The 13,860-nt window shown below is 69.6% G+C and carries 15 protein-coding genes; 6 read left to right on the top strand and 9 right to left on the bottom strand.

Annotated elements, in window-relative coordinates; all coding sequences use genetic code 11:
- Positions 1–120: 120 nt before the first annotated feature.
- Entirely contained in the window at positions 121–1,314 is a 1,194-nt protein-coding gene (locus tag V6B97_RS06135; protein WP_333505611.1) for an ABC transporter permease, read from the top strand.
- Between the two features lie 38 nt (positions 1,315–1,352).
- Entirely contained in the window at positions 1,353–2,060 is a 708-nt protein-coding gene (locus V6B97_RS06140; RefSeq protein ID WP_333505612.1) for an ABC transporter ATP-binding protein, read from the top strand.
- A gap of 129 nt (positions 2,061–2,189) precedes the next feature.
- On the opposite strand, the gene V6B97_RS06145 is transcribed toward V6B97_RS06140, so the two are convergent.
- From V6B97_RS06145 to queA, 9 genes are all read right to left on the bottom strand, one after another.
- The gene (locus V6B97_RS06145) at positions 2,190–3,413 is read right to left on the bottom strand and encodes a GGDEF domain-containing protein (RefSeq protein ID WP_333505613.1); all 1,224 of its coding nucleotides are present in this window, start codon (positions 3,411–3,413) and stop codon (positions 2,190–2,192) included.
- 177 nt (positions 3,414–3,590) lie between these two features.
- Entirely contained in the window at positions 3,591–3,920 is a 330-nt protein-coding gene (locus V6B97_RS06150; RefSeq protein WP_333505614.1) for an SMR family transporter, read from the bottom strand.
- Positions 3,917–4,324, bottom strand: a complete 408-nt coding sequence (locus tag V6B97_RS06155; RefSeq protein WP_333505615.1) for a DMT family transporter — start codon at positions 4,322–4,324, stop codon at positions 3,917–3,919. Before V6B97_RS06155 ends, V6B97_RS06150 begins: the two co-directional genes overlap by 4 nt.
- Positions 4,325–4,727: 403 nt before the next feature.
- A complete protein-coding gene (locus V6B97_RS06160; protein WP_333505616.1) occupies positions 4,728–5,018 on the bottom strand; it encodes a hypothetical protein in 291 nt (96 codons plus the stop codon).
- 387 nt (positions 5,019–5,405) lie between these two features.
- Entirely contained in the window at positions 5,406–5,948 is a 543-nt protein-coding gene (locus V6B97_RS06165) for a 2-oxoacid:acceptor oxidoreductase family protein (RefSeq protein WP_333505617.1), read from the bottom strand.
- Entirely contained in the window at positions 5,948–6,739 is a 792-nt protein-coding gene (locus V6B97_RS06170; protein ID WP_333505618.1) for a thiamine pyrophosphate-dependent enzyme, read from the bottom strand. The genes V6B97_RS06165 and V6B97_RS06170 overlap by 1 nt, the downstream gene beginning before the upstream one ends.
- On the bottom strand, positions 6,739–7,824 hold the full coding sequence (locus V6B97_RS06175; RefSeq protein ID WP_333505619.1) for a 3-methyl-2-oxobutanoate dehydrogenase subunit VorB: 1,086 nt from the start codon (positions 7,822–7,824) through the stop codon (positions 6,739–6,741). The genes V6B97_RS06170 and V6B97_RS06175 overlap by 1 nt, the downstream gene beginning before the upstream one ends.
- Positions 7,825–7,828: 4 nt before the next feature.
- Positions 7,829–8,068, bottom strand: a complete 240-nt coding sequence (locus tag V6B97_RS06180) for a 4Fe-4S binding protein (RefSeq protein WP_333505620.1) — start codon at positions 8,066–8,068, stop codon at positions 7,829–7,831.
- Between the two features lie 210 nt (positions 8,069–8,278).
- A complete protein-coding gene (gene queA, locus V6B97_RS06185; RefSeq protein WP_442935468.1) occupies positions 8,279–9,571 on the bottom strand; it encodes a tRNA preQ1(34) S-adenosylmethionine ribosyltransferase-isomerase QueA in 1,293 nt (430 codons plus the stop codon).
- A gap of 206 nt (positions 9,572–9,777) precedes the next feature.
- Here queA and V6B97_RS06190 point away from each other — a divergent pair, with 206 nt between their 5' ends.
- The 4 genes from V6B97_RS06190 to V6B97_RS06205 all read left to right on the top strand — a co-directional run bounded on the left by V6B97_RS06190 (position 9,778) and on the right by V6B97_RS06205 (position 13,710).
- Positions 9,778–10,341, top strand: a complete 564-nt coding sequence (locus V6B97_RS06190; RefSeq protein WP_333505622.1) for a hypothetical protein — start codon at positions 9,778–9,780, stop codon at positions 10,339–10,341.
- 116 nt (positions 10,342–10,457) lie between these two features.
- Positions 10,458–11,723, top strand: coding sequence for a bifunctional phosphopantothenoylcysteine decarboxylase/phosphopantothenate--cysteine ligase CoaBC (coaBC, locus tag V6B97_RS06195; protein ID WP_333505623.1), 1,266 nt, complete (start codon positions 10,458–10,460; stop codon positions 11,721–11,723).
- Entirely contained in the window at positions 11,705–12,703 is a 999-nt protein-coding gene (locus tag V6B97_RS06200; RefSeq protein WP_333505624.1) for a hypothetical protein, read from the top strand. The genes coaBC and V6B97_RS06200 overlap by 19 nt, the downstream gene beginning before the upstream one ends.
- Positions 12,704–12,948: 245 nt before the next feature.
- Entirely contained in the window at positions 12,949–13,710 is a 762-nt protein-coding gene (locus V6B97_RS06205; protein ID WP_333505625.1) for a slipin family protein, read from the top strand.
- Positions 13,711–13,860: the final 150 nt, after the last annotated feature.

Below are 13,860 nucleotides of genomic sequence, written 5' to 3' on the forward strand. Positions count from 1 at the left end.
CTCACTTAACGGCTGAGGCACTTCCTCATGGCGGGACTCGTTTTCCTTGCCAACGAACGAAAATCCTCATTTGGGGATAGTCCGAATGCAGGAGCGAGCAACCCCGCCCGCGAGCACGCCATGAACATCCTGACCATTCCGCTGCGCTGCGCCCGCAAGAAGTGGCTGCGCACCCTCTCGCTGTTCTGCATCTTCACCCTGGGGGTGGCCTCCATCGTGGCCCTGCGCGAGGTGTCCGCCGTGGTGGGCGAAAGCCTGGAGCGCAAGCTGACCAGCTTCGGGGCCAACATCATGGTCTCCCCGGCGCGCGAGACGCTCACCGTCAGCTACGGAGGCCTGCCCCTGGGCGACCTGCTGCTGGACGAGGGGCACCTGGTTCATGCCGAGACGGTCCGGCGTATCCGGTCCATCGAATTCAACGCCAACATCGCCGCCGTGGCCCCCAAGCTGGTGACCATGGCCCGCATCGGCTCGCCCGTGGGTGCGGCCGCGCCCGTGGCCCCGCTGCCGGTGGCCGTGGTGGGCGTGGACTGGCCCGAGGAACTTTCGCTGAAGGGCTACTGGGCCATTGACGGCACCACCCCCAAGACGCCGGAAGGAGCGCTGGCGGGCTACGCGGTGGCGGCGCGGCTGGGCCTTGCGCCCGGCAGCGTGGTGGACGTCAACGGCCACGCGGTGACCGTCACCGGGGTCATCGGGTCCACCGGCAGCGACGACGACAACGTGCTGCTGGCGGACATCGGCTTCGTGCAGCGGGTGTTCAACCTGCCGGACAAGGCCAGCTTCATGGAAGTGGCGGCCCTGTGCGCGGGCTGCCCCATCGACGACATCGTGGCCCAGCTGCGCGGCGCGCTGCCGGGGCAGGACATCAAGGCCCTGCGCCACGTGGTGGAGCAGCGCATGTATTCCGTGCACTTCGCCCAGCACCTGGCCCTGGTGGTCAGCCTGGTCATCCTGCTCACGGCCTGCGCCATGGTGGTCATGTCCATGCTCTCCGCCGTCAACGAGCGGCGGCGCGAGATCGGCATCCTGCGTTCGGTGGGTTTTTCGCGCTTCGGGGTGTTCACCGTGTTCGCGTCCGAGGCGCTGCTGGTGGGCGTGGCCGCCGGGCTGACGGGGCACCTGGCCGGGCACGGCCTGGCCCTGAAGGTGCTGGAACTCCTGCACATGGCCGACGTGGCCGTTCCTGCGTTCAGCCCCGCCGCGCTGGCCCTGACCACCTGCGGCATCGCCGCCGTGTCCGTGCTGGCGGCGGCCTTCCCGGCGTGGAAGGCGTCGCGCGTGGAGCCTGCCGCCGCCCTCGTGTCGCTGTAGCCGTCCCGCGCATATCCCGCATCCCCCAAAGGCACCGCATGACCACAGACCACACCGCCAGCGCCCCGGCCATCATCGAGGCGCGCGACCTTTGCAAGAGCTACCCGGCCACCGACGGCGGCGCGCCCGCGCCCGTGCTGCGCGGCGTTTCGCTGCGCGTGGCCCCCGGCGAATTCGTGGCCGTGGCGGGCCGTTCCGGCTCGGGCAAGTCCACCCTGCTCAACGTGCTGGCCTCGCTGACCCTGCCCGACGCGGGCACGGTGCTGTTCGACGGCGAGGACATCACCCGCGTGTCCGAGGCCCGGCGCAACCGCCTGCGCCACAGCGACTTCGCCGTGATCTTCCAGGCCCACCACCTGATGCCCTACCTGACCGCGCTGGAAAACGTGCTGCTGCCGTTCATGAACGGCCTTGCCCCGGTGCCCGCCGCCATGGCCGAAAAGGGCCGCCGCGTGCTGGAGCGGGTGGGGCTTTCCGGCAAGGCGGGTTCGCTGCCCGGCGCCCTTTCCGGCGGGGAGCAGCAGCGCGTGGCCATTGCCCGCGCCCTGGTGCGGGACGCGCGCGTGCTGTTCGCGGACGAGCCCACCGGCAGCCTGGACACCGCCACCGGCGAGGCCATCATGGAACTGCTGGCGGAACTTGGCCGCGACGGGCTGACCACGGTGATGGTCACCCACAACCCGGACTATGCCCGCCGCGCCCACCGCACTTTGGTCATGCGCGATGGCCTGATGGTGGACGGCTAGGGCCTGTTAGGGCCTATTGCCGCTCTTACCGCTCCCCGTGCGGATTCCGCCGTTCCGCAATGCGCAGGGGGGCGTTGCCGCCCCCCCTTCGTCGTTTCCTTCCCGTAAATTCCCCGATGCCGCGCCCGGTCACTGTTCGGGATGCCCCGCCGCGCCCGCCTGTTCCGCGGGGGCGCCGGATTTCCGTTTTGCGGGGGCGGGGGACCGAAGCCCGCGCCCCTTGGCGCCGCGCGGAGGGGGCAACCCTTCGCACTGCTGTGCGTCGTTTCCGCAGTCCGCGGCCACCGTGGCGTGTCCTTCCGTCAGCTTGGCCCTGTACATGGCTTCGTCCGCCCGCTTCAGCAGGTGTTCCGGCTCATGGTCCAGGGCGGGCTCGAACTGGGCGAGGCCGATGCTCAACGTCACGCCGTAGCGTTCCTCGCTGGCGTCGAACGCCTCGATGAACCTGCACGCCCAGTGTTGCGCGCCATGAATGTCGGTGCCCACCAGGATGGCGCAGAATTCGTCGCCCCCGCACCGGGCCATCACGTCGCCCTCGCGGCCGCTTGCCCGCAGGCATTCCGCCACGGTTTCCAGAAGCATGTCGCCGACCTTGTGCCCCCACGTGTCGTTGGCGAGCTTGAAGTTGTCCAGGTCCATGTAGGCGAGCGTGAAATGCGCCCCCGTGCGCTGGGCGCGCAGGAATTCCCGGCGCAACTCCGTGTGGAAGTGGCGGTGGTTGGCGATGCCGGTGAGCCCGTCGTGGTGGGCCAGGTCTTCCAGTTCACGGGTGCGCTCGGCCACCATCTGTTCCAGTTCCTTGGCGTAGGTGGTCAACTCCTCGCTGCGGAACAGGATTTCATCCATCAGGCTCTGGATGTAGGTGTCGAAGATGAGCGCCAGGTCGAAGAAGACCACCTTTTCCAGGGCGTGCATCACCTCCATCTGCTGCTCCATGCCGGGCACCTCGCTGCGGATGCGCTGGCGCAGCATCCGGGTCAGGTGCAGCACCGCGGTCATGAACAGCTTGGGCGTGACGCCGATGCGCTTGTGCACCAGCCCCACCCGCAGCCGACTCTGCACGTAGTCGAGCCCGTACTCGCCCTCGAACAGGGTGAGCACGTAGTTGCGCAGCGAGCGCTTGAGCCGCATCAGCCCTTCCTTGTCGCCGATGAGCCGGGCCACCTCGTCCACATTGGCCAGCACGCCGTAGAACTCGTCCAGCAGTTCTTCGACGTTGGCGGTGATGGCGGCCTTGAAGCGCTTCAGGGTGGCGCAGTCCTCCCTGGTCACGCCCACCAGGCGCAACCGGCGCTCCACGGCCTGCACGCCGATGTGCATCTGTTCACAGAGGGTCAGTTCCGTGTGTTTCATGGCGGCCTCCGGCAAGAGGAGATGTTGTCTTGCCGCTAGCATCCAGAGTGAGTACGCGACATGATAATATCGTCTTGCCGAAGATAGTGTTGTAACCCTATGCGGTCCAATGCATACGGAAGAGCGGCGGGGTACGCCGGGCATGCCGGTGCGCGGCCTGCCCCGCGCGCCGGGCGGCTATGCCAGGTGCAGCGCCGCGATGCCCGCCACCAGCAGCAGCATGCCCAGCCACGCGCTGGCCGTCAGCCGCTGCCCCAGCAGTGCCCAGCCGCCCAGCGAGGTGCCCAGGATGCCGAAGCCGCCCCACATGGCGTAGGCCACGGCCAGGTCCATGCCCCGCGTGGCGTAGGCCAGGCAGGTGAAGGCAAGGCCCACCAGCGCCAGCGCGCCCAGCGCCGGGCCGCGCCGGGTGAACCCGTGCGAGCGGGCCAGCAGCAGATTGGCCGCCACGTCCAGCGCGGCGGCCAGCACCACGGCCAGCACGAAGCGCAGTTCCGGCATGGTCATGACGCGGCCCTCCCGTCATGCGCGGCGGGCTGGCCGTCCGGCTGCCGGGCGTCGTGGCGCGTATCCTTATGCGTGTCCTGATGCGTGCCATGATGCACCAGCAGGATGCCGCCCAGGATGGCCGCCAGCGCGGCCAGCCGCGCGGGGTCCATGCGCTCGCCTGCCAGGGCTCCGGCAAGGGAGATCAGCGCAAGCCCCACCCCTTCCCACACGGCGTAGGCCACGCCCACCGGCACGCGCACCACGGCGCGGGCCAGGAACCAGTACGAAAGCCCCAGCAGCAGGTACATGGCCGCCATGCCGGACACGGGCCAGGCGGTCTGGGACACCTTCATGATCACGGTGCCCGCAACTTCCAGCAGGATGGAACACAGCAGAAAGAACCAGGGCATGATGCTGGACATGAAAAAGCTCCGGGCGGCCGGTGCTGCCTGCAAGGAGCACGGACCGCTGACGTTGTGGTGAGATGTCGGACTGCGGAAACGGGAAAGGAAGCGCCTGTCAGCCCGATGGGCGGCGGGCGGACGCGGCGGGAGGCGGCGCGGTTACAGCGCGCTGCGCCAGAAGCGCTCGCGGCACGAGACGGCGCACGGTGCGGAAGGGAGGAACAAGAGAGATTGCATGGTCATGATGCTACAGCTTGCCACGTTCCCGAAGGTGTGGCAAGGCGCGGCGGCGGCCGGCGCATGTTGGTGCGCCAAGCCGCCCCGCGCCGGTGAAGGTCCGGGTCGCCCAGCCAGGAATGTCGCGAAGGCCGGGAATGTCGCGAATGCCGGGCAGGGCGACCGCGACGGCTCTGGCCGAAGGCTACTTGAAGCGCGACCGTGCCGATGCGAAGGCCGCTTCCACGGCGTCCCACGCCAGTTCCAGGCCAGCCTTCATGTCCTTCCAGGCATGCTCGCCCGCATGCTGCAATTCGTCCAGCTTGCGCTTGGCCTCTTCGCGCTTGCGGCGCAGGTCGGCGATCTGCTCGTGGTATTCCACCCGGGCTTCCGCCTTGGCCAGCGCGGCCTGCACTTCCAGCTTTTCGAGCTGGACCTTCCACAATTCGAGCTTGTCGCGAAGGGTGCGGATGTACTCTTCCCTGGTGTTGGGCATGGTCTGCACTCCCGTGGCTGGGGTTGTGTCAACGGGCCGGAATGTCCGGCATCCGCGCGGCCCCGTGCCGCGCCTTCACCCGTACAGGTAGGCATCGGCGCGGGCCGCGTCCAGACCGGGACGGGGAGACGTCCGGAATGTTCCTTCCGCATCGCCCCGTCATGGTTGGCTATATGCGGGGTGCTGGCGCACGGAACGAAACCGCCCGCCGCGAAGGTTCGCGGCGGGCGGCCGATGTTTCCGTCATGTTCCCCGTAGCCCTTGCGGGACAGGGGGAACGGCGTGGTTCACGCTCCGCGTTGCCGTTGCGCTCCGGTTGCGGGCGGGGCGGGGCAGCGCGATGCGGTTTGCCGCTACCGGCAGGTGTTCTCCCGCCGTTCCGGCAGGTTACCCCGCGTGGTCGTACCCCGCCTGCAACGCATCCGCGTTTTTGGGAATCAGATGGCTGTAGTGGGCGGAAATGACGCTGGTCAGGCTCTTCTTCACGATGTCCAGGTCCACCACGCCGGTGGCCCGCACGTAGGCGCCCAGGGCCACCATGTTGGCCATCTTGGTGTTGCCCAGCGTGTCCGCGATTTCGTTGGCGGGCACGGCCAGGGTGCGCACGCGCGCCTCGGCCTGCTTCACGTCCACCAGCGAGGAGTTCAGCACCTGCACCCCGCCGTCCTCCAGCCGGGGCTGGAACTTGTCCAGCGAGGGCTGGTTCATGACGATGAGGCTCCTGGGCCGCTGGATGATGGGCGAGCCGATGTCCTCGTCGGAGACCACCACCGTGCAGTTGGCGGTGCCGCCGCGCATTTCCGGCCCGTACACCGGAATGTACGTCACGTTGAGCCCCGCGTTCATGCCCGCGTAGGCCAGCAGGTTGCCGATGAGCATCACGCCCTGGCCGCCGAACCCGGCCATGATCACGTCCTGGTAGAGCGCCATCAGCACACCCCCTCGCCTTCGGTCACGTCCTTGTACACCCCCAGCGGAAAGTAGGGGATCATCTCCTCGCGGATGCGGGTATTGGCCTTCACCGCGTCCATGCGCCAGTTGGTGGGGCAGCCGGACAGCAGTTCCACGAAGCCGAAGCCCAGCCCCTGCTGCTGCACGTCGAAGGCCTTGCGCACGGCCTTCCTGGCGGCGCGGATGTTCTTGACGCTGTCCAGCGAGGCGCGGGCGGAATAGGCCACCCCGCCGAGGCCGGCGATGATCTCGGCCATGCGGATGGGCATGCCCTCGCGGTCGCGGCAGCGGCCGCCGGGACAGGTGGTGGTCTTCTGGCCGATGAGGGTGGTGGGGGCCATCTGGCCGCCGGTCATGCCGTACACCGTGTTGTTCACGAACACGATGGTGATGCGCTCGCCCCGGTTGGCGGCGTGCATCACTTCCGCGAGGCCGATGGAGGCAAGGTCGCCGTCGCCCTGGTAGGTGAACACGATCTTGTCCATGCGGGCGCGCTTGACGCCGGTGGCCACGGCCGGGGCGCGCCCGTGCGGGGCCTCCACCGAGTCCACGGCTAGGTAGTTGTAGATGAACACCGAGCAGCCGATGGAGGCCACGCAGATGGTGTCGTCCACCACGCCCATTTCCTCCAGCACTTCGGCCACCAGGCGGTGGGCGATGCCGTGGTGGCAGCCGGGGCAGTAGTGGGTGGCGCGGTCCGCCAGCACGCCGGGAACCTCGAAGGCCATCTGCTCGTCGTCGGCGAGCGCCAGTCTTTCGTCAGCCTGCATCACTTGCCCCCCATGGCGTCCAGAATGGGCGCGAGGAAATCGTCCGAGCCGGGCATCTCGCCCGGCATGTGCCCGTAGAAGGCCGAATCCACGATGCCGCGAATGGAAAGCCGCACGTCCTCCACCATCTGGCCGCAGTTGTGCTCGATGGTCAGGAAGCGCTTTCCCTGCTCCGCCAGGCCGCGCAGCAGCGGGCCGGGGAAGGGGAACAGGGTCTGCGGCCGCACCAGGCCCACCTTGTGGCCCTGGGCGCGCAGCTTGCGGATGGCGGATTTGGCGATGCGCCCGATGGAGCCGTAGGCCACCACCACGAGTTCGGCGTCGTCTGTCAGGAAGCATTCCGCCCTGGCCTCGGCCTGCATGGAGGCGTACTTGGCCTGGAGGTGCCGGTTCTGGCCCGCCAGCGCGCCGTCCTCGAGGAACAGCGACTTCAGCAGGCGCGGACCGCGCCCCCTGGCCCCTTCCAGCCGCCAATCGGAGGCTTCGGCAGCTTCAACGGCGGCGGGCTTCCACGGGGTGACCGGTTCCTTCATCTGGCCCACGATGGCGTCGCCCAGCACCATGACCGGGTTGCGGTACCTGAAGGCCAGGTCGAAGGCTTCCACCATCATGTCGTAGCATTCCTGGCAGGTGGCCGGGGCCAGCACCAGCAGCTTGTAGTCGCCGTGGCCGCCGCCCTTCACCGACTGGAAGTAGTCGCCCTGCGAGGGGCCGATGTCGCCGAGGCCCGGCCCGCCCCGGTTCATGTTCACGATGACGCCGGGCAGTTCGCTGCCCGCCATGTACGAGATGGCCTCCTGCATCAGCGAGATGCCGGGGCTGGACGACGAGGTCAGCGCGCGGATGCCCGCGGCGGCCGCGCCCAGCAGCATGTTGGCCGAGGCCACCTCGCTCTCCGCCTGCACGAATTCGCCGCCCGCCTCGGGCAGGGCGAAGGACATCATTTCCGGAATGTCGTTCTGGGGGGTGATGGGGTAGCCGAAGTAGCAGCGGCAGCCCGCGGCCAGCGCGCCGTGCGCTATGGCCTCGTTGCCCTTGATGAAGATGCGTTCCGGCGCGCCCGTGTCGGGTGTGTTGTGCGGCATGGGGCTACTCCTTCCCGGCCTTTTTGGCCTTGCGCGACTTGATGACGCGGATGGCGACGTCCGGGCAGATCAGCGCGCACGAGGCGCAGCCCGTACAGTCCTTCATGGCGTCCGCCGGAACCTCGGCGACCTTGTAGCCCTGCCTGTTGAAGCGCGAGGACTGCGCGATGATGCCCTTTGGGCACACCGTGGTGCACAACAGGCACCCCTTGCAGCGCTCGTCCAGGAATACGACCCGTGACATGAAACCGTCCTTTGGGATGGAGGTTCGAAAGGCTGGTGGATGAAATGCGCGCCCGGCGGCAACCGGGTGCCCGCCGCAGCAGGACCCGCATGCCGCGCGGCGGCTTCTACCTATAGGACAAGTTCCGCAGCTTTTCAAAGCATGGCGCGGCGCCCGGCGGGCGGGCATGCCCCACCCCTTCTCCGGGGAGGGCGCGCCCGCAACCGACCGTCACAACAGCAGCATGGCGTCGCCGTACGAGAAGAACCGGTACCCGCGCGCCACCGCCTCTTCATAGGCGGCCAGCACCCGCCTGCGCCCGGCAAAGGCGGAAACCAGCATCAGCAGCGAGGATTCCGGCAGGTGGAAATTGGTGATGATGTGGTCCGCCACCGTGAACCGGTAGCCGGGCCTGATGAAGATGTCCGTCCACCCGGTGAAGGCGCGCACCTCGCCGCAGGCGCGCACCGTGCCTTCCAGGGTGCGGGTGGAGGTGGTGCCCACGGTGACCACCGGCCTGCCTTCCGCCTTGGCCGCGCGGATGGCGGCGGCGGTGGCCTCGCCCACCTCGATGTACTCGCGGTGCATGGCGTGGTGGCGGATGTCAGCGCAGCGCACCGGACTGAAGGTGCCGTAGCCCACGTACAGGGTGACCTCTGCCCATTGGCGGTCCGTGGCGGCCAGGCGGGCGCGCAGGTCGTCGGTGAAGTGCAGCCCGGCCGTGGGCGCGGCCACCGAGCCGAGGCGGCTGTCGTCGGCGTACACGGTCTGGTAGCGCTCGCGGTCCTCCGGCGCGTCCTGCATGTTTGCTCCGCCTTCGCGCCGGATGTACGGCGGCAGGGGCAGGTGTCCCTGTTCCAGGAACAGGCGGCGCAGACCGCCCCGCCAGTGCAGGCGCACCGCGCTGCGGCCGAAGTCGCCGGGTTCGGTCACCTCCACGTTCAGGTCCGGGCCGAAGGACATCACGTCGCCGGGGCGGATCTTCTTGGAGGCGCGCAGCAGCCCTTCGGCGGGCACGGAGCGCCAGCCGTCGCCTTCATCGCGCAGGCCGTCGCGTGTGCCGTCATCCCCGACGTGGGGCCCGACGTGGGGCCCCACGTGGGGCCCGACGTGGAGCCCGCCGAAGGGCCCGCCGAAGGGCTCGGCCATTTCCTCCAGCAGGGGCAGGGGGGTCAGCAGCAGGAATTCCACCTTGCCGCCGGTGGGCCGCACGCCCAGCAGGCGCGCGGGCAGCACCTTGGAATTGTTGGCCACCAGCAGGCAGCCTTCCGGCAGGTGGTCGCACAGGTCCGCGAAGCGGGCGTGGGTCAACGTGCCCGTGTGCGCCGTCCCCCCCGAGCGTCCCGTGCGCCGATCCAGCACCAGCAGGCGCGAACCGCCCCGCTGCGGCGCGGGGTGCTGGGCGATGCGGTCTTCCGGCAGGTGGAAACGGTACGATTCCAGCCGGTCGTCTTCGGGGATGCCGTCCGTCCCGGTTCCGGGTTCCGTGGCGGCGCGCGTCAGGTCGTGGCCGGTGTTGCCCATCGTGTCATCCATACGCATATATTCCTCGCGGGGTACGCCCCGCGTGGCGCGTGCCGTTTGCAGTCCGGCACGACATCCGCTAGTGTCGGCGCAGTTTTCGCGGCGGGCGCACGCCCCCGCAAGGCCCGCGCGCGGGCCGTACCGGAACCCCGGCCCTCACGGGCCGCGGGCCGCGCCCGTCCGCACCATCAGCACAGGAGAATCCCATGCGCAAGCTCGTCATAGCCGCCGCCCTGTCCGCCACCCTGTTCGCCGTGCAGGGCTGCTCCTCCACGTCCATCCCGAACCCGTTCGAGCCCGCCCCGCCCGCCAGCGTGAACGAGGTGTACTACGGCGAGTTCCGCGACGTGCCCATCCCCAGCGACATGAGCGAACAGACCAAGTACACGGCCGTCTCGCAGAACTCCGACGGGTCCAAGACCGGCACCCAGGTGTTCGAGGGGCGCATCGACCGCCAGTCGCTGGTCAACGCCATGATCCACAACATGACCCGCCAGGGCTGGGCGCTGCGCTCGGTGTTCCGTGGCCAGCGCAGCGTGCTGCTGTTCGAGAAGGGCGACCGCAACGCCATTCTCGGCATCACCGACGGCCAGGCCTACTCCACCCTGGAAGTGTGGGTGGCCCAGCGCCTGCCCGAAGGCGCGGGCGTTTCGGCGGGCGCGGGCACGGCGTCGGAAGGCACGTACCCCAGCGGCAACTTCTCGGTGGCGCCCAACGCGCCGGCGCCTTCCGGCTCCGGCGGCGTCAAGGAACAGGGGCTTTCGCAGTAGTCCGTCCGGCGGCCGCTGTCCAGTGGCCCGCCGTGGCCTGCCGTTATGGGCCGTAGCGGGCCGTAATCGTCCGGGCGGGCGTACCGGCCACGGCCCGGATCATGCCCAGGGGGAACATGGACGCGCATCTCGCCTTCACCCGCTTCACCGGCCGCAGGCTCCACCTCGGGGTCTGCGGCTCCATCGCGGCCTACAAGGCCCCCGACTTGGTGCGCATGTGGCGCGACGCAGGCATGGACGTGGGCGTCACCCTGACCGACGCAGCCCGGCGGTTCATCGCGCCGCTGACCTTCGCGGCGCTGGGCGCATCGCCGGTGTTCACCACCATGTTCGCGGGTGGCCCTGCCGGTCAGCCGGGCGGCGACGGTGGCCCGCCCCCCCCTTCACCTGACGACGACGTGTTCGGGCACCTGATGCCCGGCCAGGCCGCGCACGCCTTCATCATCGCCCCGGCCAGCGCGACCACCATGGCCCGGCTGGCCCACGGCCTGGCCGACGACATGCTGTCCGCCCAGGCCCTGGCCTTTCCCGGCCCGCTGGTCATCGCCCCGGCCATGAACCCCAAGATGTGGTCCAACGCGGCCACGCGGGACAACGTGGAAACCCTGCGCCGCCGTGGCCACGTGGTGGTGGAGCCCGCCTGCGGGCGCACCGCGTGCATGGAGGAAGGGCAGGGCAGGCTGGCCGACCCGCGCGAGGTCTTCCTGTACGGACTGCGCGCCGCATCCCCGCAGGACATGCAGGGCCGCCGGGCGCTGGTCACCCTTGGCCCCACGCGTGAACAATGGGACGGCGTGCGCTACTGGACCAACCCCTCCAGCGGAGTCATGGGCGCGGCCGTGGCCGTGGCCCTGTGGCTGCGCGGTGCGGATGTGCACGCCGTGTGCGGCCCCGGCGCGCCGTGGCTGCCCGCAGGCGTCATCCGGCATGACGTCACCAGCGCCCGGCAGATGTTCGACGCCGCCGACGGGCTGTGGGACACCATGGACGCGGGGGTGTTCACCGCCGCCGTGGCCGATTTCAGTCCCGTGCCGCTGGGCGCGGAAAAATTCAAGAAGGCGGACGCGCGGGCCGGGTTCAGCGTGGCCTTCACTCCCAACCCGGACATTCTGGCCACCCTGGGCGGCCGCAAGCGCGCCGGGCAGAAGGTGGTGGGCTTTGCCGCCGAGACGTCCGGCCTTGCGCAAAGCATGGCCCGCAAGCTGTCCGCCAAGAACGCGGACATGATCGTGGGCAACCTGGTGGGCGGCGCGGATGCCGGGTTCGGCACGGCCACCAACCGGGTTACCGTGCTGGCGCGGGGCGGCGAACCCGAGGAATGGCCGGTGCTGCCCAAGCCCGACGTGGCATGGAGGATCGTGGATTGGCTCGTCCGCCTCTAGGTCTGCTGGAAACCCTGCGCCCGTGGCACGGGGCCGGGTTGCTGCACGTGCTGCTGCCCGAAGGGGAGGGTGCGCCCTCCGCCGATGCGGCTGCGGCGGGTGCAGAGGTTGCCGCGCAGCCCGATACCGACGTGCCGGACATGGGCGCGTTTCCGGCGGCCTGCGACGCGCCCGCAAGCATGTGCGGCGACACGTCGGCTCAGCCCGGCGGATATGCAGGGCAGGACGGCAACGGCGGCGACCCCTCCTTCGATCCGGACGCCTACGACATTCCGCTCGACCCCATGTTCGACCAGACCACCGGCGGCAGCCTGGCAGGCGCGGAGTATCAGTTCGCAGGGCGCGGCCAAGTCCGCCCGGTACCGCCCCAAGGTTTGCCGGGGGCGCAACGGTCCGCGCAGCCCGCACCCGGAGCAGGTCTTGCCGAAACGTCGCTTCCCGTTGCGTCCGGTCCCTCGGCCAGCACCCTGCCGCCGGAACGCTGGCCCGGCCAGTGGCGCGACCTGTTCTCCAGGACGCCGCAGCCAGCCCCCGTGCTGTGGACCTACTGGGCGCTGGGGCTGGATCTTTCCGGCTGCGCCGACGCCGCCCGCCGCGACACCCTGCGCCGTATCCTGGGCGCGCTGCGGCAGCCCAAGGGCAGCAATGCGTTCTGGCCGGTGTCCATGCCCGATGCCAGCGGCGATGCGCCCGCTTCCGGCGCGGAAGGTGCTTCCGGGCAGCCCTCCGAGCCCATTGTGGACCCCGCGCTGTTCCTGGCCGGGATGGAGCGCATTGCCCCCCGCCTGGTGGTGGTCATGGGCTCCAAGGCCCTGCGCGCCTTCGCGCCGGACCTGCGGGCGCGTCCGTACCAGCAGATTCCGTGGAGGGGCAGGCTGCTCATCGTGTTGCCCGACATGGACAACCTCATCGCCGCCCCGGCCACGGTGGAAGCGGTCATCGCCTACCTGCGCACGGCCCTGAAGCCCGCCACGCTGTAGCCGCCTCCCGCCGCGCCGTGTGCGCCACGTTGTCGGGGGGCGGGTGCTCCCGCCGCCCTGCGTCGGGCGTCCCCCGGACCTTCCCGCCTTCTTGCCTCCTTCCCCTCGCCCCGACATCTTTTTTGCGCGCCACCGTGTCTTTCCGGCCGTGCCGTGGTATGGTTCCGGCATATGGCCCCCACGGGCTCGGCAGCGCGGATGCCCCGCAACGCATGCAGCCCGTCCCGGCCGCGCGGGAGGTTCCCATGTTCGACTTCGCCTCCATCTTTGCCCCGGTCGCCGCCCTTGGCGTCCTGCTGGTGGTGGCCTCGCTCAAGGTGCTCAACGAGTACGAGCGGGCCGTCATCTTTCGCCTGGGCCGCATCATCCGGCCCAAGGGCCCCGGCCTGATCATCGTCATCCCGGTCATCGACCGCATGGTCCGGGTGGGCATGCGCGTGCTGACCATGGACGTGCCCAACCAGGACGTCATCACCCGCGACAACGTGTCCATCCAGGTCAACGCGGTGGTCTACTTCCGGGTGGTGGATCCGGTGAAGGCCATCAACGAGGTGGAGGACTACCTGTACGCCACCTCGCAACTGGCCCAGACCACCCTGCGCAGCGTGTGCGGCGGCGTGGAACTGGACGACCTGCTGGCCCACCGCGACAAGGTCAACCAGGACATCAAGGCCCTGCTGGACACCCAGACCGAGGAATGGGGCATTGCCGTGCAGTCGGTGGAGCTGAAGCACATCGACCTGCCGCAGGAAATGCAGCGCGCCATGGCCAAGCAGGCCGAGGCGGAACGCGAGCGCCGGGCCAAGGTCATCAGCGCGGAAGGCGAATTCCAGGCGGCGGACAAGCTGGCCCAGGCCGCGGCCATCATCGCGGAGCACCCGGAGGCGCTGCAACTGCGCTACCTCCAGACCATCCGCGAGATGGCGGCGGAAAGCTCGTCCACGGTGCTGCCCATTCCGCTGGACCTGTTGCGCGGCTTGCTGCCCAAGGAGTCGGGCAAGGGGTAGGGGGTAGGGCAGGGCTCGGCAGGTGCCGGACGCCGGATGTCGCGAGCTACGCGACCGCGCATCCGTTCCCGATGCGCGCGTGCGCCGGGGCTCCCGCGCACTGGGTGATCGTTGCCCGGCCTGGCGCGGCAACGGGGTTCGGCCCGGCCG

This window comes from Nitratidesulfovibrio sp. 1201_IL3209, assembly GCF_036763125.1.
Classification (GTDB): Bacteria; Desulfobacterota; Desulfovibrionia; order Desulfovibrionales; family Desulfovibrionaceae; genus Cupidesulfovibrio.